An 18,618-nucleotide genomic window follows, 5' to 3' on the forward strand; every position below is an offset into this window, starting at 1 on the left:
TCCGGGGTCGCTAAGCGCCGAGGACCGACCTGAGCTGGTCCAGCCCCCAGTCCAGGTCCTCCTTGGAGATCACCAGCGGCGGCGCGATCCGGATGGTCGACCCGTGGGTGTCCTTGACCAGCACGCCGAGCTCCATCAGCTTTTCGGAGATCTCCCGGCCGGTGCCGCGCGACGGGTCGATGTCCACGCCCGCCCACAGCCCGCGGCCCCGTACGGCGGTCACCGCACCGCCGCCGACCAGCAGGTTCAGCTCCCGGTGCAGGTGGTCGCCGAGCTCGGTGGCGCGCTGCTGGTACTCGCCGGTGCGGAGCATCGCGATGACCTCCAGGGCGACGGCGCAGGCCAGCGGGTTGCCGCCGAAGGTGGAGCCGTGCTCGCCCGGCTTGAACACGCCGAGCACGTCGAGGTCGGCCACCACCGCCGACACGGGCACGACCCCGCCGCCCAGCGCCTTGCCGAGGATGTACACGTCCGGGACGACGCCCTCGTGTTCGCACGCGAAGGTCCTGCCGGTGCGGCCCAGGCCCGACTGGATCTCGTCGGCCATGAACAGGACGTTCCGCTCGCGCGTCAGTTCCCGTACGCCCCGCAGGTATCCGGCCGGCGGCACGAGGACGCCGGCCTCGCCCTGGATCGGCTCCAGGAGCACGGCGACGGTGTTCGAGGTGACGGCGGAGGCGAGCGCGGTGAGGTCCCCGTACGGGACGATCTCGAAGCCGGGGGTGTACGGGCCGAAGTGGTCGCGGGCCTCGTGGTCGGTGGAGAACGACACGATGGTCGTCGTCCGGCCGTGGAAGTTGTCGGCCGCCACCACGATCTTGGCGTGTCCGTCCGGTACGCCCTTGACCTCGTAACCCCACTTGCGGGCGGTCTTCACCGCCGTCTCCACGGCCTCCGCGCCCGTGTTCATGGGCAGCACCGCCTCCTTGCCGCACAGCGCCGCGAGCTCGGTACAGAAGTCCGCGAAGCGGTCGTGGTGGAAGGCGCGGGAGGTCAGGGTGACCCGCTCCAGCTGGGCGCGGGCGGCGTCGAGCAGGCGGCGGTTGCCGTGGCCGAAGTTCAGGGCGGAGTAGCCCGCGAGCATGTCGAGGTAGCGGCGGCCCTCCACGTCGGTCATCCACGCGCCCTCCGCGGTGGCGACGACGACGGGCAGGGGGTGGTAGTTGTGCGCGCTGTGCGCGTCGGCGGAGCGGATGGCATCAGCAGTTGTCGACACGGGGTCTCCGATCGTCCGTCAAGCCGGTGACGAGGGTGGCGTCACTGTCCATCCTCGCTCGAATGACGGACGGAGAAACCTTTCTCGCGGCGTGCCCGCTAAGGTGTCGGACACGCACCGCGACTGGCGCACGGAGAACCGACTCCGGGGGAGCCGTGCGCGCACGACCGCATACAGGGCCGCTCGCCTGGGCCTCGCGGGGACGAGACCTGACATCGACCCCGGAGGAGCCGCCATGAGCGCGAACCACCACCACCCGTACCGCCACCCCGCCCGCAGCCACCCTTCCCTTTGGGCGACCGACCCCGAGCTGGCCTCCTTCGTCGCCGCCGAGGAGACCCTCCAGGCGGAGACCCTGCGCCTCATCCCGAGCGAGAACTACGTGTCCTCGGCCGTGCTGGAGGCCTCCGGCACCGTGCTGCAGAACAAGTACAGCGAGGGCTACCCGGGCCGCCGCTACTACGAGGGCCAGCAGAACATCGACCGCATCGAGGCCCTGGCCGTGGAGCGGGCGAAGGGCCTCTTCGGCGTCGACCACGCCAACGTGCAGCCGTACTCCGGCTCGCCCGCCAACCTCGCGGTCTACCTGGCCTTCGCCAAGCCCGGCGACACGGTGATGGGCATGGCGCTGCCGATGGGCGGGCACCTGACGCACGGCTGGGGGGTCTCGGCGACGGGCTCCTGGTTCCGCGGCGTGCAGTACGGGGTCCAGGCCGAGACCGGCCTCATCGACTACGACGCCGTACGGGACCTCGCGCTCGCGGAGCGGCCCAAGCTGATCTTCTGCGGCGGTACGGCGCTCCCGCGCACGATCGACTTCGAGGCGTTCGCGTCGATCGCGAAGGAAGCGGGCTCGGTCCTCGTCGCCGACGTGGCGCACATCGCCGGCCTGATCGCGGGCGGGGCGCACCCCTCCCCGGCGGGTCACGTGGACGTGATCTCGACGACCACGCACAAGACCCTGCGCGGCCCGCGCGGCGCGATGCTGATGTGCCGCGAGGAGCACGCGAAGGCCATCGACAAGGCGGTCTTCCCGGGCCTCCAGGGCGGCCCGCACAACCAGACGACGGCCGGCATCGCCGTGGCCCTCCACGAGGCGGCGCAGCCCTCGTTCGTGTCGTACGCGCACGCGGTCGTGGCCAACGCGAAGGCGCTGGCCGCGGCGCTGCTGGAGCGGGGCTTCGACCTCGTCTCGGGCGGTACGGACAACCACCTGATCCTGATCGACCTCACGGGGAAGTCGGTGTCCGGCAAGATCGCGGCGAAGGCGCTGGACCGGGCCGGGATCGTCGTGAACTACAACACGGTGCCGTTCGACCCGCGCAAGCCGTTCGACCCGTCGGGGATCCGGATCGGGACGCCGTCGCTGACCTCGCGGGGGCTCTCCGAGGAGCACATGCCGGTGGTCGCCGACTGGATCTCGGAGGCGGTCTCCGCGGCGGCCCTTGGCGATGAGGCGGCCCTCGGCGCGATCCGCTCCGCGGTGGCCGACCTGATGGCCGCCTTCCCGGCCCCGGGCCTTCCCGTCGCCTGATTCCCCGGGTGGGGCAGCCCCTTGTGGGGCGGGCAGGGGCCGGTCCCTGCGGGGCTGTCCCCGACCCGCCCTTCCACCGTTCCCCGGGCTGCGCCCGGACCCCCTGGGGCTCCGCCCCAGACCCCGCGCCTCAAACGCCGGCGGGGCTGAGATGGCGCTCCGCGCCATCCAGCCCCGGGCGCGGAAAATCCAGCCCCGCCGGCGTTTGAGGCGCGGGTGTGGGCGGCGCCCACGGAGCCCCGCGCAGCGGTGTCCCGGCCCAGGGGGAAAGCGGTCGCTCGGCCGGGGCAAGATCCGGACGGGCCGCTACCGTTCGGTACCCGTGGCAGGGACGGGCGGGGGCGGAGCGACCCGCCGGGTTCCGGCCAGCGGCGGGGCCGAGCCCGGTGTCACACCTGAGAGAATGGCGCCATGGCTTCTGATCGTCCTCGCGCGCTCTCCGGCATCCAGCCCACCTCCGGTTCGTTCCACCTCGGGAACTACCTCGGAGCCATCCGGCAGTACGTCGCCCTGCAGGAGACGCACGACGCCTTCTACATGGTCGTCGACCTGCACGCGATCACCATGCCGCAGGATCCGAAGGATCTCCGCGCGAACACCCGGCTCTCCGCCGCGCAGCTCCTCGCCGCCGGTCTCGACCCCGAGCGCTGCACGCTCTTCATCCAGAGCCACGTGCCCGAGCACGCGCAGCTCGGCTGGGTCATGAACTGCATCACCGGTTTCGGCGAAGCCAGCCGGATGACCCAGTTCAAGGACAAGTCCGCCAAGTCGGGCGCCAACAACGCCACCGTCGGCCTGTTCACGTACCCGATCCTCCAGGTCGCCGACATCCTGCTCTACCAGGCGAACGCCGTCCCCGTCGGCGAGGACCAGCGTCAGCACATCGAGCTGACCCGGGACCTGGCCGAGCGCTTCAACCAGCGCTTCGGGCAGACCTTCACCCTCCCCTCGGCGCACATCGTCAAGGAGGTCGCGAAGATCTACGACCTCCAGGACCCGGCGATCAAGATGTCGAAGTCGGCTTCCTCGCCCAAGGGGCTGATCAACCTCCTCGACGAGCCCAAGGCCACCGAGAAGAAGATCAAGAGCGCCGTGACCGACACCGAGGCCGTGGTCCGGTTCGACGCCGCGAACAAGCCCGGCGTCAGCAACCTGCTCACGATCTACTCCACCCTCACGGGCGAGTCCATCCCCGCGCTGGAGGCCGCGTACGAGGGCAAGGGCTACGGCGCGCTCAAGACCGATCTGGCCGGCGTGATGGTCGATTTCGTCACACCGTTCAAGCAGCGCACCCAGGAGTACCTGGACGATCCGGAGACCCTGGATTCCCTGCTGGCCAAGGGCGCGGAGAAGGCCAGGGCGGTCGCCGCGGAGACCCTGGCGCAGGCGTACGACCACCTCGGTTTCCTCCCCGCGAAGCACTGACGGGGACCGAAGAGAAAGAGGGCCCTGGCGATCTGGGGGGTGCTGCCGCCACACTGGGGCGGCAGCACTCGTGCGACGCACATGCGGAGCACAGACCACGCACAGGACTACAGGCGGAGGAGAGCTACGTGGGGACCGTAACGCTCGGCGTTTCGATCGCGGTCCCGGAGCCGTACGGCAGCAGCCTTCAGGAGCTGCGCGCGGGCTTCGGGGACGCCGCCGCGCACGGCATTCCCACGCACGTCACCCTCGTACCGCCGACGGAGGTGGCCGCGGACCGGCTGCCCGAGATCCGCGCCCACCTGGCCGCGGTCGCGGCCGCCGGCCGCCCCTTCGCGATGCGGCTGGCCGGCACGGGCACCTTCCGTCCCCTCTCGCCGGTGGTCTTCGTCCAGGTCGTGGAGGGCGGCTCCGGCTGCACCCGGCTCCAGGGCCAGGTCCGCGACCCGGACGGGCCGCTCAGCCGGGAGCTCTCGTTCCCGTACCACCCGCACGTCACGGTCGCCCACGGGATCTCCGAGGAGGCGATGGACCTGGCGTTCACCACCCTCGCCGACTACGCGGCGCAGTGGCTCTGCTCCGGGTTCGCCCTCTACGAGCAGGGCTCGGACGGGGTCTGGCGCAAGCTGCGGGAATATCCGTTCGGCAACGGGGCAAGCGGTGGGGCGAGCGCCGTTCCGGCGCAGCTCGGCTCGGCTACGGACAACAGTGCGGCGGCAGCCGCGGGCGAGGCGACCGCACGCCGTTCCTGACGCAGGAACCGCAACCGGAAACCGATCCTTCGCAGGATCAGGGCGTGGAACGGCCGAGCCGTCGGGCGAAAAGTCACAATCGACGACCGTAGTCCCCAAAAGCGGCAATCCCGGCTATTTACGACAGCTCATTTACGGTGACCGTATGGACTGGCTGACGAAACTCCCGCTCATCGGGCCCCTCGTGTCCGCCGTGATGCGGACGCACCTGTGGCGTTCGTACCAGCGGCTCGACCGCGTGCACTGGAGCAGACTCGCCGCCGCGATCACCTTCATCAGCTTCCTCGCCCTCTTCCCCCTGATCACGGTCGCCGCCGCGATCGGCGCCGGACTGCTCACCCAGGACCAGCTCGACCGGCTCCAGAAGAACCTCGCCGAGCAGGTCCCCGGCATCTCCGACCAGCTCGACATCAACGCCCTCGTCGCGAACGCGAGCACGGTCGGCCTGATCGCCGCCGCCGTCCTGCTCTTCACCGGAATCGGCTGGATCACCTCGATGCGGGACTGCCTGCGCGCGGTGTGGGAGAAGGACGACGAGGACGAGGGCAACCCCTTCGTCCGCAAGGGCAAGGACGCGCTCGTCCTCGTCGGCCTCGGCGGCGTCGGCCTGGCCTCGGCCGCCGCGTCGATCTTCGGCTCCAGCGCGGTCGGCAAGGCCGGGGACTGGCTGGGCGTCCCCCGCGACGGCGCGGGCGGCGGCCTGCTGCGGGGCGGGGCCTTCCTCGTCGGAGTCGTGGCCGCCTTCCTGCTCCTGCTCTACGTCCTGACCCTGCTCCCCGGCGTCGAACCGCCCCGCCGCCGCCTGATCGAGGCGGCCCTCCTCGGCGCGGCCGGCTTCGAGCTGCTGAAGCTGCTGCTCAGCGGCTACATGCGGGAGGTCGCCACGAAGAGCATGTACGGGGCCTTCGGCGTGCCGATCGCGCTGCTGATCTGGATCAACCTCACGGCGAAGCTGCTGCTGTTCTGCGCGGCGTGGACCGCGAGCCGCGACGATGCCGACGGGGACGGCGTGGAGGACCCGGAGCCGGGCCGTGAGCCCGCTCCGGAGCCGGGCCGTGAGTCCGCCGCGGAGCCCGGCGGTGAGTCCGCCGCGGAGCCCGCAGGCTCCGCTACGCCCGGCCGCGAGCCCGGCGGCCGCGCCCCCGCGGCCAGCGCCGGTTGACGGCGTAGGCCCCGCCGGCCACCACCGCCAGCACCCCGCCCGCCACGCCGAGGGCGGTACCGGCCCCGCCGCCGGAGCCCGCACCGGACGCCGACGGGTTGTTCTCGTGGGACTGGGCCGGGGAGCCGTGGGACGTGGTGTCCGCGCTCTTCGGCGGCACCAGTTCGCCCACCGGCTTGACCTTCCCGCTCGCCGCGAAGCCCCAGTCGAGCAGGTCGGCGGTCTCCTCGTACACGGAGTTGGCGCCGCCGGTCCCCGGGTTCATCACCGTGACCAGCAGCTTCTTGTCACCGCGCTGGGCGGCTCCGGTGAAGGTGGAGCCGGCCATCGTGGTGTTGCCGTTCTTCACCCCGGCGATGCCCTTGTAGGGGGGGAGGCCGCCGGCGCCGGTCATCAGCCGGTTGGTGTTCTGGATCTCGAAGGTCTCGCGCGGCTTCCCCGCCTCCTGCCGGCCGGGGAACTTCGCGCTGGCCGTGCCGCAGTACTCCCGGAAGTCCTGCTTCTGTAGACCGGAGCGGGCGATCAGGGTGAGGTCGTAGGCGCTGGAGACCTGGCCCGGAGCGTCGTAGCCGTCCGGGGACACCACGTGGGTGTCCAGGGCCTGGAGCTCCTCGGCGTGCGCCTGCATGTCCTTGACGGTCTTCTCGACGCCGCCGTTCATGGCCGAAAGTACGTGCACGGCGTCGTTCCCGGAGCGCAGGAACACCCCGAGCCACAGGTCGTGGACGCTGTACTCGGCGTCCTCCTTGATGCCCACCAGGCTGGAGCCGGAACCGACCCCGTCCAGCTCCAGGTCGGTGACCTTGTGGACCTGGTCCTTGGGCAGACCCGGCAGCACGGTGTCGGCGAAGAGCATCTTCATGGTCGAGGCCGGGGGGAGCCGCCAGTGCGCGTTGTGCGCGGCGAGGATCTCGCCCGTCTCGGCGTCGGCCACGATCCACGAACGGCCCGTCAGGTTCGCGGGCAGCGCGGGCGCGCCGGGCAGCAGGTTGACCTGCGTACCGGGCTGCCCGAGCGCCGAGCCGCCGACCGTGGACATCGAGGCGGGCGGCGCCGGCGCCTTGCGCGGCTGCCCTTTCCCGTCCACCGGTGGCGTCGGCGTCGGCACGGCGTACGCGGGCGAGGCCAGCAGCGTCGGGACCAGCAGGGCGGGAAGTGCGGCGGATAGGACCGTCAACGCGGTCTTCTTGGCAGACACGCAGGTGAAAGTACATCCCGATGCTGTGCTTAGCGTCACGGACCGGCCAACCCGCCGCAACCACCGCCGGGACAGCCCACCCCGGCGCGTCCGTCCTGGCGACGAAACCGATACTGAGCTCATGAAACTCAGCCGCGCCGCTTCCTGGTTCCTGCTCGCCTTCGGAGTGTGGAGCTGGTTCATCTGGGTGTCTTTCGTCCGGAACCTGTGGAAGGACGGCAGCGGTCTGGCCTTCGACGACGCGGGGGACCCGACCACGTACTTCTGGGTCCACCTTCTCCTGGCGGTGGCGTCCTTTCTCCTGGGGACGGCCGTCGGAGTGATCGGGTTGCGCGGGGTGGGGGCGCTGCGGCGTGAATCACGTACGGAGGCGGGCGCGTGACGATCGTCCTCTTCGCGGTCGTGGCCCTGCTGGTCCTGACCCTCCTGGTCCTGGTGCACCGCTGGCTCTGGATCCGCCTGGTCCGCGACACCACCGCCCCCGGCACGGGCATCCGCCGCGCGGGCACCGTCCTGGCCTTCGCGCTCCCGCTCCTGTCCGTGGCCGCCCTCGTGGCGGGCCGCGCGGGAGCCCCCTTCTGGCTGGAGCGCACGGTCGCCTGGCCGGGCTACCTCTGGCTGGCCGTCCTCCTCTACCTCTCCCTGGCCATGCTGCTGGCCGAACCCGTCCGCACGGTCTGGCTCCGCCGCCAGAACGGACCCACGGCCCGGGCCGCCTCCGCAGGCGCGGCCCCGGCGGGCTCCGGGGCGGAGCCCCACCCGACCCCCACCCCCACCCCGGAGTCCGGGGCGGAGCCCCGCCACGCCGCCGCGGACCTCTCGGGGTCCGGGGCGGAGCCCCGGTTTCGGGAAGGGGCGGGGAGGGGAACTGCGCCGCAGGCCACCCTCGAAGCCACCGCCGAGCCCGCGGCCCCGGCCGGGCAACACCCGGCGGAAGCCGACCCGGCGGGGGCCGACCCCGCAGCGGCGCCCAGCCCGACTGAGCCCACCCCGTCCGGCGTCAGCCGCCGCCGCTTCGCACGCATCGCCGCCGGCACGGCCGCCGCCGCAGCGGTCGGCACCGTCGGCTACGGCACGTACGGCGTCCTCCGCGGCCCCCGTGTCAAGCGGGTCCAGGTCCCCCTGGCGAAGCTCCCCCGCGCGGCCCACGGCTTCCGCATCGCCGTGGTCAGCGACATCCACCTCGGCCCGATCCTGGGCCGCGCCCACACCACCCGCATCGTCGACACGATCAACCGCACGCAGCCCGACCTCATCGCCATCGTCGGCGACCTCGTCGACGGCAGCGTCCACGACCTCGCCCCCGCAGCCGAACCGCTCCGCGGCCTCCGCGCGCGCCACGGCTCGTACTTCGTCACCGGCAATCACGAGTACTTCTCCGGCGCCCGGCAGTGGGTCGACCACGTCCGCGAGCTCGGCCTGACCCCCCTGGAGAACGCCCGCCGCGAGCTCCCGTACTTCGACGTCGCCGGGGTCAACGACATCGCGGGCGAGAGCGAGGGCCAGGGCCCGGACTTCCAGGCGGCGCTCGGCGACCGGGACCGCGCCCGCAGCGCCGTACTCCTCGCCCACCAGCCGGTGGTCATCGACGAGGCCGTCCGGTACGGGGCCGACCTCCAGCTCTCCGGCCACACCCACGGCGGGCAGCTCTGGCCCGGCGAGTACGTGGCCGAGCTCGCCAACCCCACCGTCGCCGGGCTGGAGCGCTACGGCGACACCCAGCTGTACGTCTCGCGCGGCGCGGGTGCCTGGGGGCCGCCGGTCCGGGTCGGCGCACCGTCGGACATCACAGTCGTCGAACTCGCCTCATATCAGGCCTGAACCGTCCGAACCTTCAACGCCACGCCACAAATCGGCCTTCCCGAGGCTGAAATTCCGTGATGGGATGTGACCGATAATCGGATAACGGGTCGCGGATTTCGGTGTGCGCCCACGTGGGGTGGAGTCAAGGATGTTGCGGTCTGTCCGCTCGAAAGCCATCGCGGCCGGGCTGGTCCTCGGCGTCGCCGGCGTCGCCACCTGGCAGTTGCTGCCGCAGACGGCCGGCGGCGGGGAGCCCATCCGCGTCGGCACGAGCGACGTGGTCTCCTCCCTCGACCCCGCAGGCGCGTACGACGCGGGCTCCTGGGCCCTGTTCAGCAACGTCTACCAGTCGCTGCTGACCATCAGGACCGGCTCGGACACCCCGGTGCCCGACGCGGCCTCCTCCTGCAATTTCATCGACAACAAGCTCACCACGTACCAGTGCGAGCTGCGCTCGGACGTGAAGTTCTCCTCCGGCCGGGCGATCACGGCCGAGGACGTGAAGTACTCCTTCGACCGGATCAAGGCGATCAACTCCGACCAGGGTCCGGCGCCGCTGTTCAACACCCTGGAGTCGGTCAAGGCGGAGGGGCGCACCGTCACCTTCGGCCTCTCCGCCGGGGACGCCACCTTCCCGTTCAAGATCGCGACGGGCGCCGCCTCGATCGTGGACAAGGACAAGTACCCGGCCAAGGCCCTGCGCGAGGACGAGAAGGTCGACGGCTCCGGCCCCTTCACCCTCGACGGCTACACGGCCGGCGCGAGCGCCGAACTCAAGCCCAACACCTCGTACAAGGGCCAGGGCAAGATCTCCAAGAGCCCGGTCACCGTGAAGTACTTCAAGGACTCCGCGCAGCTGGAGCAGGCCTGGACCGACCGGGGGATCGAGGTCGCCCACCGCGACATGCCCCCGGCGGTCCTGGCCGGCCTGAACCCGGGCCTGGAGGACACCCGGTACCAGGCCTCGGGCGGTACGGAGATCCGCAGCATGGTCTTCGACCTCCGCCCCGGCTCCCCGGTGGCCCAGCCCGCCGTCCGCCAGGCCGTCGCCGCGATCGTGGACCGGGCCAAGGTCGCGACCGAGGTCTACAAGGGCACCGTCACCCCGCTCTACTCGCTCGTCCCGGCGGGCATCGCCGCCCACAGCACGCCGTTCTTCGACGCCTGGCCCTCGCCGAACGGGCTCACCGCGAAGAAGCTGCTCAAGGACGCCGGGATCACCACCCCGGTCGCGATCACCCTCGGGGTCAACGAGCGCGGCGCGAGCGTTCCCGAGGCCGAGGAGCTGAAGGCGCAGCTGGAGTCCACCGGCCTCTTCAAGCTGGCCATCAAGCCGGTCGAGAAGTGGAGCGACTTCCAGAAGGCCTACGCGGCGGGCGAGTTCGACGCCTACACCATCGGCTGGATCGCCGACTTCCCGGACGCGGACAACTTCCTGGCCCCGCTCGTCGGTGCCGACAACTCGATGAACAACGGCTACTCCGACAAGGCCGTCGACGACCTCATCACCCGTACCCAGTCCTTCTCGGACCGCGGCGCCGCCGCCAACGACTTCCGCGACCTGCAGAAGCTGGTCGCGCAGCAGGTCCCGATGATGCCGATCTGGCAGAAGAAGGACTACGTGATGTCCCGCGAGGCCGTCGCGGGCGCCCAGTACCTCTCGGACGGCACCGGTGTGTGGCGCCTGTGGGAGCTCAACTGGCTGTAGGACCCGTCTACGGGCCCACCTCAGGGCCCTCCTCCGGCCCCGCATCGGGGTCGGAGGCCCGCTTGCGGCCCGGACGGGACACGGCCGACTGGGCCATGCCCGGCAGGAAGTCCGTGAACAGCTCGTGCACTTCGCGCACCAGCGGCCGCAGCACCCGGAACCGGGCCAGGATGATGCCGCGCGTCGTGAGCTGCGCCCCGCGCTGTGCGAGCTTGCGGGTCTTCTCGCTGTCCGGGGAGCGGTCGAAGACCCAGTAGAGGACCAGGCCCATCTGCGAGAGCCACATCAGCTCCGGCAGTACGTCGGCCAGTTCGTCGGGCACCTTGGTCTTGGCCCCGGCCAGCACCTCGCGGTGCATGTCGATCGCCTGCTTGCGGGCCGCCTCCGACTCCGGGGAGAACGGGCTGAGCGGGCTTTCGGGGTCCGCGGCGTTCTTGAAGAACTGCGAGGCGAACTCGTGGTACGGCGCGGCGATGTCCAGCCAGCTGGTCAGTACGCCCGCGAGCCGCTTCTGCAGATCGGTCTCGTGGTCCAGGATCGGCCGGACCGCCGCCAGGTGGGCGGCGCCGATCCGGTCGTAGAAGCCCTGGACCAGGTGTTCCTTGGACTCGAAGTAGTAGTAGGCGTTGCCGACCGATACTCCGGCCTCCTTGGCGATACCGCGCATCGTCGTCTTGTCGAAGCCGCGCTCCTGGAAGAGGCGGAGCGCGGTTTCGAGGATGAGCGTGCGGGTCTGCTCGCTCTTGGGAGCCTTCTGATCAGTCACGGTCCCGAGCCTATCGGGGAGCGGAACACTGGTCGTCACAGGCCGGTTCCCCGTCCTGCGCCGGGGAGCCGGTCCGAACCGCCTCCCGCCAGGTGGAGGCGGTGTACATGGCCGCCCTGGCGAAGGGCCGGCCGGCCGGGGTGGCCAGCCAGTTCGCCTTCGGCCGGTGCTCGGCCAGCGCCCACAGGCAGACGATGAAGGCGTCGGTCCCCCTCCACACCTGTCCGGAGTCGCCGATGACGGTGATCTCCTTCAGGGTCGAGGCGTGGTCGAGCCGCGGGTACCGCCCCCGCGCCTCGGCGGAGGCCGCGGGGACGAGCCGGAGCGGTACGAGCCGGCGCTGGCCGAGCAGCCAGTGCCGGATGTGCACGCAGAGCGGGCAGTTCGCGTCGTAGAGCACCGTCAGGTGCCGGGTCGCCGCGGTGGCCACGGGGATCAGGCCCCGGTGGGCGCGGTCCACCCCTGGGGCGCGGTCCACCCCTGGGGGGCGACCGGCGGGGTCCCCTGACGCTCCATGATTCCCCGGCGGCGCATCTTGTTCAGCACCCAGACGTTCGCGAGGTGCATGAAGCCGAGGACCAGGAGCACGACTCCGAGCTTGACCGACAGGGCCTCGAAGAGTCCGCGGGCCGCGACGATCTCCTCGGCCGACCGCAGGTAGAGGGTCACGAAGCCGATGTTGACGAGGTAGAAGCCGACCACCAGGAGCTGGTTGACGGCGTCGGCGAGCTTCTCGTTCCCCTGGAGGACGTCGCCGATGAAGACGCGGCCGTTGCGGCTGAGCGTGCGGGCCACCCAGATGGTGAGTCCGATGCTGATGAGCAGGTAGATGACGTACGCGACCACGGTGAGGTCCATGCCCTCAGCCCCTTTGAACGTGTTCAACTGCTGACGACATCGACTGTAGACCTCTTTTTGAACAGGTTCAAGCGAATGGCGCGCCGGGCTCGGTCAGTGCCTCGGGAGGGCCGCCTCGAAGAGGAAGGGCAGCAGCAACCGCGTGATCTCCTCCGGGCGTTCGAGGGAGGGCAGGTGGCCGGCCCAGGGCAGCTCCACGTGGACGGCGCCGGGCACCAGGGAGGGGAGCTCGGCGGGGACGTCCCGGAAGTCGGGGATGTCGTACGCGCCGCCGACGGCGAGGACGGGGGCGGTGATCGCGGCCGGCTCGAAGGCGGGCTCGGGGAGCTCGTGGTCCTCGTCGGCGGCCAGGGCGCCCCGCAGGTTCCCGAGCTGCATGGCGCGTACGAGGGCGTGTGTGGCCTCGTCGGCGTCCGGGCCGAGCCACTGGCGGGCGTTGAGCCCGGCCGCGCCCTCCAGGTCGCCCGCGTCCAGCAGGGCGGCCTCGGCGGCGTTGAAGGCGAGCAGTGCGGGGCCGCGCCGCTGCGCGGGCCGGGCGGGGCAGAGCAGGGCCAGCGCGCTGACCAGTTCCGGACGCAGCGCGGCCAGCGTCAGCGCGACCCGCCCGCCGTAGGAACTGCCGACGAAGGCGGCCCGCCGGATTCCGAGGTGCGCCAGCAGCTCCCGTACGTCCTCGTGGTCGCTGTACGGGGCCTCGGCGGCGGGGGAGTCCCCGCAGGTCCGGAAGTCCGGCCGGACCACCCGGAACCCGGCCGCGAGCAGCGGCTGCCACTGCGGCTCCCACATCCGCCGGTCGCACACGGAGGAATGGAGCAGTACGACGGCCGGCGCATCGGCGGGCCCGTCCACATCATGAGAAATGATCATGCCGCGATCATCCGCGACGGGACCCCCGGCCCGCCACCGGGTTCCCGCCCGGCCGGACTCACATGCTCAGCGCACGCGCCTGGTTGAGCTGGCTCATGACCCACATGTACGTGCCCGCGTCCACCGCGGGGATCATCGTGGAGTGGTGGCGGCCGGCGCTGTTCACGGTGATCTGGATGTAGCCCGTCGTGCGGCGCTCCTTCATCAGGAGGAAGAGCAGGCCGAGCAGGCAGAAGATGAAGAAGATGACGGCCAGCACGATCGCGTGCGCCGGGATCTTCTCCTCCGTCCGCGAGAAGTCCGTGGCGTTCCAGATCGCGCCCCTGAGCGGCATGTTGCCCGACGGGGTGATGATCTGGTCGCCGGCGATCGTGATGTCGCCCAGGGAGAGCCCGGCGGAGCCGACGGGGTAGCCCATGGGAGGCGGGCCCGGGGTCCCCATGGGGGGCGTGGTGGGGCCGGCCGGGGCGGGGATGCCCGCGCCGGCGATGGTCGGCTGGTAGGCGGGGGGCTGCGGGTAGCCGTAGCCCGGCTGGTCCGGTGCCGGGGGCGGGTAGCCGTAGCCGGGCTGCGGCGGGTAGCCGTAATTCGGCTGTCCCGGAGTGGTGTTGTAGTCACCCTGGCCACCCGCGCCGGGCTCGCTCTTGTACGGGTTGGGCTGCTGCTCGCTCATGCGGCCGATAATTCCACAGTCGCGCAGGGGCCCGTAGGGCGGTTGTCGGCGCCCGCCTCGATCTCCGGGCGCGGGGAGCGTGATGTTCGCCCGGGGGCGGGGGCCGTCGAAGGGCTGTTCGTACCGGGCGGGTTGATCCGCAGGCCCTACGGCGAAGGCCCCGCCCCCTCACGGAAAGGATCCGCAGGGGGCGGGGCCCCGTGCCCGCCGGCCTCGGCTGAGACCGGCGGACGGAGTCCTCGAAAGGCTAGAAGCGGCGGGTGATCAGTGCCCGCTTCACTTCCTGGATGGCCTTCGTGACCTCGATGCCTCGCGGGCACGCGTCGGTGCAGTTGAAGGTCGTGCGGCAACGCCACACGCCGTCCTTGTCGTTCAGGATCTCCAGGCGCTGCTCGCCCGCCTCGTCACGCGAGTCGAAGATGAAGCGGTGCGCGTTGACGATCGCCGCCGGGCCGAAGTACTGGCCGTCGTTCCAGAACACCGGGCACGAGGACGTGCACGCGGCGCACAGGATGCACTTGGTGGTGTCGTCGAAGCGCTCGCGGTCCTCGGCGGACTGCAGGCGCTCGCGCGTCGGCTCGTTGCCCTTGGTGACCAGGAACGGCATGACGTCCCGGTACGCCTGGAAGAAGGGCTCCATGTCGACGACGAGGTCCTTCATCACCGTCAGGCCCTTGATGGCCTCGACCGTGATCGGCTTCTCCGGGTTGATGTCCTTGATCAGCGTCTTGCAGGCGAGCCTGTTCTTGCCGTTGATCCGCATCGCGTCGGAGCCGCAGATGCCGTGCGCGCACGAGCGACGGAAGGTCAGCGTGCCGTCGAGTTCCCACTTGATCTTGTGGAGACCGTCGAGCACGCGCTCCTTCGGGTCGATCTCGATCTGGAAGTCCTGCCACTGCGACTCGTCCGAGATCTCGGGGTTGAAGCGGCGGATCCGGAACGTGACCGTGATGAAGGGCGAGGCCGCGGCCGCGGCCTCCATCGCGTCCGTCTTGGACAGGGTCGGGGTGGCCATCAGTACTTACGCTCCATCGGCTGGTAGCGGGTGACGACGACCGGCTTGTAGTCCAGGCGGACGGAGTCCTTGCCGTCGTCGCCGACCTCGCGGTACGCCATGGTGTGGCGCATGAAGTTGACGTCGTCGCGGTTCGGGTAGTCCTCGCGGTAGTGACCGCCGCGGGACTCCTTGCGCGCCAGCGCGGACACGGCCATGACCTCGGCCAGGTCGAGCAGGTTGCCCAGCTCGATGGCTTCCAGCAGGTCCGTGTTGAAGCGCTTGCCCTTGTCCTGGACGGACACGTTCAGGTAGCGCTCGCGCAGCTCCGCGATCTTCTCGACCGCGGTCTTGATCGTCTGCTCGGTGCGGAACACCATCACGCAGGCGTCCATCGTCTCCTGGAGCTCCAGGCGAAGGTCCGCGACCCGCTCGTTGCCCGTGGAGTTGCGCAGCCGCTCGACCTGGTCGATGACCTGCTGCGCCGGGTTCTCGGGCAGCTCGACGTAGTCGTGGGCGTGGGCGTACGCGGCGGCCGCGATGCCCGAGCGCTTGCCGAAGACGTTGATGTCCAGCAGCGAGTTGGTGCCCAGGCGGTTCGCGCCGTGCACCGATACGCACGCGACCTCGCCGGCCGCGTACAGGCCCGGGACGACGGTGGTGTTGTCCCTGAGGACCTCACCCTCGACGTTCGTCGGGATGCCGCCCATGGCGTAGTGCGCGGTGGGCTGGATCGGGATCGGGTCCGTGTACGGCTCGATGCCCAGGTACGTGCGCGCGAACTCGGTGATGTCCGGGAGCTTCGCGTCGAGCTGCTCCGGCGGCAGGTGCGTCAGGTCCAGGTACACGTGGTCACCGGCGGGACCGCAGCCGCGGCCCTCACGGATCTCGGTGTAGATGGAGCGCGAGACGACGTCACGGGACGCGAGGTCCTTCATGACCGGCGCGTACTTCTCCATGAAGCGCTCGCCGTCCTTGTTGCGGAGGATGCCGCCCTCACCGCGGGCGCCCTCCGTCAGCAGGATGCCCATGCGCCAGATGCCCGTCGGGTGGAACTGGAAGAACTCCATGTCCTCCAGCGGCAGGCCGCGGCGGTAGCAGGCCGCCTGGCCGTCACCCGTGAGGGTGTGCGCGTTGGAGGTCACCTTGAAGAACTTGCCGGTGCCGCCCGAGGCGTAGATGACGGACTTCGCCTGGAACACGTGGATCGCGCCGGTGGCGAGCTCGTACGCGACCACGCCGGCCGACTTCTGGACGCCGTCCTCCTCGACCAGGAGCTGGTCCAGGACGTAGAACTCGTTGAAGAACTCCACGCCCTCCTTGACGCAGTTCTGGTACAGCGTCTGGAGGATCATGTGGCCGGTGCGGTCCGCGGCGTAGCAGGACCGGCGGACCGGCGCCTCGCCGTGGTTGCGGGAGTGGCCGCCGAAGCGGCGCTGGTCGATGGTGCCGTCCGGGGTGCGGTTGAACGGCAGGCCCATCTTCTCGAGGTCGAGGACCGCGTCGATGGCCTCCTTCGCCAGGATCTCGGCGGCGTCCTGGTCGACCAGGTAGTCACCGCCCTTGACCGTGTCGAAGGTGTGCCACTCCCAGTTGTCGTCCTCCACGTTGGCGAGCGCGGCGGCCATGCCGCCCTGCGCGGCGCCCGTGTGGGAGCGGGTGGGGTAGAGCTTGGTCAGCACGGCGGTGCGGCTGCGCTTCGTCGATTCGATGGCGGCGCGCATGCCTGCGCCGCCCGCCCCGACGATGACGGTGTCGTACTTGTGGATCTTCATTGGTTTCGCCTCAGCCCCGTTGCCTAGCGGATGTTCGGGTCGAAGGTGAAGATCACCAGCGTGCCCAGAAGAATGGTGAACACCGTGGCGGTGTAGAGCAGGCCCTTGAGCCACAGACGCGTGTTGGCGCGCTCCGCGTAGTCGTTGATGACGGTACGCAGACCGTTCGCGCCGTGCAGCATCGCGAGCCACAGCATCAGCAGGTCCCAGCCCTGCCAGAACGGGGAGGCCCAGCGGCCCGCCACGAAGGCGAAGCCGATCTTGGAGACGCCGCCGTCGAGGACGAGCTGGATCAGCAGGTGGCCGAGGACCAGGACGACGAGCACGATGCCCGAGAGGCGCATGAAGAGCCACGCGACCATCTCGAAGTTGCCGCGGGTCGAGCGAGGCGTCTTGCCGGTGCGCTTGCGCGGGGCCTCGATGTACGGCGCCGGGTTGTCGACGTCGTAGAGGGACACGCCCTCCACGTCACCGATGCCCTTTTCGAAAGAAGTGTCAGAAGACATGCGTGTCACTTCCCGAAGAGTTCGAGGTAAGCGTGTCCGAGGACGGGGTACAGGGCCCCGACCATCAGCACGACCCAGATGCCCACCACGGACCAGAGCATCTGCTTCTGGTAGCGGGGGCCCTTGGACCAGAAGTCCACGGCGATGACACGGAGACCGTTGAGCGCGTGGAACAGGATTGCGGCGACGAGGCCGTACTCCAGCAGCGCGACGATCGGAGTCTTGTAGGTAGCCACGACATCGTCGTACGCCTCGGGGGAGACGCGGACGAGAGCGGTGTCGAGGACGTGTACGAACAGGAAGAAGAAAATGAGGACGCCGGTGACTCGATGAGCCACCCAGGACCACATTCCTTCCCGGCCGCGGTACAACGTTCCAGCCGGCACGGAAAACCCTCCGGAAGCGGGGCGGGGGCCAGCCGGCTTCTTTGTCGGTCGGGCCCGGCCGGGTACGGTCCTCCGGCCCCGGCCATCGTAGCGACGCTTTGTCGGTTCCCTTGCGCAGGGGCCATCGGTGTGATCAAACAGGCACGGACGGACTATCCCACAGGGGCGAATAGCCCGAATTCGGCAGCAGATACCCCATCTGTCGAGGTCAGCCAGTGTGTCAGGTCGGCGAGCCGGACCTGCGCGACGCGACGGAGCTCGTCCGCGGAGATCGCGCGTTCCTCGTCCACGTCCAGCTCCATCCGCCGCCGGATCGCGGCCAGCAGCTGGTCCGCCTGCTCCTCCGGGGTGGTCCCGTGGAGGCAGATCACGAAGGCGTGGCGATAGGTCCGCTCGTACTCCGCGTGCGCCGCGTCGAGCGCGAGGAGCGCGGCGTACGAGGCCCCGTGCTCCAGCTCCGGCGGGAACTCGCAGGCCAGCGCCTCGGAGAGGTCCGCTTGGGAGAGGTCGTACGAAGCTTCGTCCGCGGCGGCGAGTAGCGCGCCGAAGTCGGGGTAAGGGCGGTGGGCGGCCACCCGGTGCGCCCAGCGCCGGCTGCCGCAGCAGTGCAGCAGGGCGGAGTGGGCGGCCTCGGGGGACAGGGCGTTGAACCGTACGAGCCCGGTGTCGCCGCAAGGGCCGACGCCGTGGAGGGGGAGGGAGCCGAGGGAAGGGTCGGAGCCTCCGCGGGCCTGTGCCGGAAGGTGGCTGGACAGCGGGGGGCTCCTCGTGGCGCGGCGCGGGTGTCCCGCCACGCTATCGACGTGGGGCCGGGTGTGTCGTACCCATTCTTGGATTTCACTCGGAAGTGAGCCGAAAGGATGACGAGAGCGCATGTCGGACCGGGTGGAGGGCCGCTTGGGCCCCCTGCGGGCACCGGGGCATGATGGCCGCGGGGACGGCGGGGAAGGGGAGGGCGACCGAGGCCGCCACCCCCCACAGGAGAGGCCCCGGCC

19 protein-coding genes and 1 riboswitch are annotated in these 18,618 nt (G+C 70.6%); of the genes, 7 read left to right on the forward strand and 12 right to left on the reverse strand.

Features of this window, described 5'->3' with window-relative positions:
* Nucleotides 1–10: 10 nt before the first annotated feature.
* Nucleotides 11–1,216, reverse strand: a complete 1,206-nt coding sequence (gene rocD / locus OG247_RS26470; protein WP_327254562.1) for an ornithine--oxo-acid transaminase — start codon at nucleotides 1,214–1,216, stop codon at nucleotides 11–13.
* A gap of 109 nt (nucleotides 1,217–1,325) precedes the next feature.
* A riboswitch (ZMP/ZTP riboswitch) is annotated at nucleotides 1,326–1,416 on the forward strand.
* Between the two features lie 35 nt (nucleotides 1,417–1,451).
* Here rocD and glyA point away from each other — a divergent pair.
* The 4 genes from glyA to OG247_RS26490 all read left to right on the forward strand — a co-directional run bounded on the left by glyA (nucleotide 1,452) and on the right by OG247_RS26490 (nucleotide 6,089).
* Nucleotides 1,452–2,750 carry a serine hydroxymethyltransferase gene (gene glyA / locus OG247_RS26475; protein WP_327254563.1) on the forward strand — a complete coding sequence of 433 codons (1,299 nt, stop codon included), beginning with the start codon at nucleotides 1,452–1,454 and terminating at the stop codon, nucleotides 2,748–2,750.
* Between the two features lie 411 nt (nucleotides 2,751–3,161).
* The gene (trpS, locus tag OG247_RS26480; protein ID WP_327254564.1) at nucleotides 3,162–4,175 is read left to right on the forward strand and encodes a tryptophan--tRNA ligase; all 1,014 of its coding nucleotides are present in this window, start codon (nucleotides 3,162–3,164) and stop codon (nucleotides 4,173–4,175) included.
* 128 nt (nucleotides 4,176–4,303) lie between these two features.
* On the forward strand, nucleotides 4,304–4,927 hold the full coding sequence (locus OG247_RS26485) for a 2'-5' RNA ligase family protein (protein ID WP_327254565.1): 624 nt from the start codon (nucleotides 4,304–4,306) through the stop codon (nucleotides 4,925–4,927).
* A gap of 145 nt (nucleotides 4,928–5,072) precedes the next feature.
* On the forward strand, nucleotides 5,073–6,089 hold the full coding sequence (locus tag OG247_RS26490) for a YhjD/YihY/BrkB family envelope integrity protein (RefSeq protein WP_327254566.1): 1,017 nt from the start codon (nucleotides 5,073–5,075) through the stop codon (nucleotides 6,087–6,089).
* Here OG247_RS26490 and OG247_RS26495 read toward each other — a convergent pair.
* Entirely contained in the window at nucleotides 6,037–7,287 is a 1,251-nt protein-coding gene (locus OG247_RS26495) for a D-alanyl-D-alanine carboxypeptidase family protein (RefSeq protein WP_327254567.1), read from the reverse strand. The two genes, OG247_RS26490 and OG247_RS26495, sit on opposite strands and share 53 nt — an antisense overlap.
* Nucleotides 7,288–7,408: 121 nt before the next feature.
* Here OG247_RS26495 and OG247_RS26500 point away from each other — a divergent pair, with 121 nt between their 5' ends.
* The 3 genes from OG247_RS26500 to OG247_RS26510 all read left to right on the forward strand — a co-directional run bounded on the left by OG247_RS26500 (nucleotide 7,409) and on the right by OG247_RS26510 (nucleotide 10,798).
* Entirely contained in the window at nucleotides 7,409–7,669 is a 261-nt protein-coding gene (locus tag OG247_RS26500; protein ID WP_327254568.1) for an SCO4848 family membrane protein, read from the forward strand.
* Nucleotides 7,666–9,108 (forward strand): metallophosphoesterase, encoded by a 1,443-nt coding sequence (locus OG247_RS26505; RefSeq protein WP_327254569.1) that lies wholly within the window; start codon nucleotides 7,666–7,668, stop codon nucleotides 9,106–9,108. The genes OG247_RS26500 and OG247_RS26505 overlap by 4 nt, the downstream gene beginning before the upstream one ends.
* Before the next feature lie 133 nt (nucleotides 9,109–9,241).
* Nucleotides 9,242–10,798 carry an ABC transporter substrate-binding protein gene (locus tag OG247_RS26510; protein WP_327257628.1) on the forward strand — a complete coding sequence of 519 codons (1,557 nt, stop codon included), beginning with the start codon at nucleotides 9,242–9,244 and terminating at the stop codon, nucleotides 10,796–10,798.
* Nucleotides 10,799–10,805: 7 nt separating this feature from the next.
* On the opposite strand, the gene OG247_RS26515 is transcribed toward OG247_RS26510, so the two are convergent.
* The 10 genes from OG247_RS26515 to OG247_RS26560 form a co-directional block, all read right to left on the reverse strand.
* The gene (locus OG247_RS26515; RefSeq protein WP_327254570.1) at nucleotides 10,806–11,564 is read right to left on the reverse strand and encodes a TetR family transcriptional regulator; all 759 of its coding nucleotides are present in this window, start codon (nucleotides 11,562–11,564) and stop codon (nucleotides 10,806–10,808) included.
* A gap of 10 nt (nucleotides 11,565–11,574) precedes the next feature.
* Nucleotides 11,575–12,003 (reverse strand): thiol-disulfide oxidoreductase DCC family protein, encoded by a 429-nt coding sequence (locus OG247_RS26520; protein ID WP_327257629.1) that lies wholly within the window; start codon nucleotides 12,001–12,003, stop codon nucleotides 11,575–11,577.
* Entirely contained in the window at nucleotides 12,000–12,422 is a 423-nt protein-coding gene (locus OG247_RS26525; protein ID WP_327254571.1) for a hypothetical protein, read from the reverse strand. The genes OG247_RS26520 and OG247_RS26525 overlap by 4 nt, the downstream gene beginning before the upstream one ends.
* A gap of 93 nt (nucleotides 12,423–12,515) precedes the next feature.
* Entirely contained in the window at nucleotides 12,516–13,289 is a 774-nt protein-coding gene (locus OG247_RS26530; RefSeq protein WP_327254572.1) for an alpha/beta fold hydrolase, read from the reverse strand.
* Between the two features lie 58 nt (nucleotides 13,290–13,347).
* Nucleotides 13,348–13,962 (reverse strand): hypothetical protein, encoded by a 615-nt coding sequence (locus OG247_RS26535; RefSeq protein WP_327254573.1) that lies wholly within the window; start codon nucleotides 13,960–13,962, stop codon nucleotides 13,348–13,350.
* 247 nt (nucleotides 13,963–14,209) lie between these two features.
* Complete coding sequence (locus tag OG247_RS26540; protein WP_327254574.1) at nucleotides 14,210–14,977, reverse strand: succinate dehydrogenase iron-sulfur subunit; 768 nt, start codon at nucleotides 14,975–14,977, stop codon at nucleotides 14,210–14,212.
* On the reverse strand, nucleotides 14,977–16,731 hold the full coding sequence (gene sdhA / locus OG247_RS26545) for a succinate dehydrogenase flavoprotein subunit (RefSeq protein ID WP_327254575.1): 1,755 nt from the start codon (nucleotides 16,729–16,731) through the stop codon (nucleotides 14,977–14,979). Before sdhA ends, OG247_RS26540 begins: the two co-directional genes overlap by 1 nt.
* A 23-nt stretch (nucleotides 16,732–16,754) precedes the next feature.
* On the reverse strand, nucleotides 16,755–17,237 hold the full coding sequence (locus tag OG247_RS26550) for a succinate dehydrogenase hydrophobic membrane anchor subunit (RefSeq protein WP_327254576.1): 483 nt from the start codon (nucleotides 17,235–17,237) through the stop codon (nucleotides 16,755–16,757).
* 5 nt (nucleotides 17,238–17,242) lie between these two features.
* A complete protein-coding gene (gene sdhC / locus OG247_RS26555; RefSeq protein ID WP_274549171.1) occupies nucleotides 17,243–17,623 on the reverse strand; it encodes a succinate dehydrogenase, cytochrome b556 subunit in 381 nt (126 codons plus the stop codon).
* Nucleotides 17,624–17,775: 152 nt separating this feature from the next.
* A complete protein-coding gene (locus OG247_RS26560; RefSeq protein ID WP_327254577.1) occupies nucleotides 17,776–18,417 on the reverse strand; it encodes a 2-oxo-4-hydroxy-4-carboxy-5-ureidoimidazoline decarboxylase in 642 nt (213 codons plus the stop codon).
* Nucleotides 18,418–18,618 lie beyond the last annotated feature (201 nt).

Source organism: Streptomyces sp. NBC_01244 (genome assembly GCF_035987325.1).
Lineage (GTDB): Bacteria > Actinomycetota > Actinomycetes > Streptomycetales > Streptomycetaceae > Streptomyces.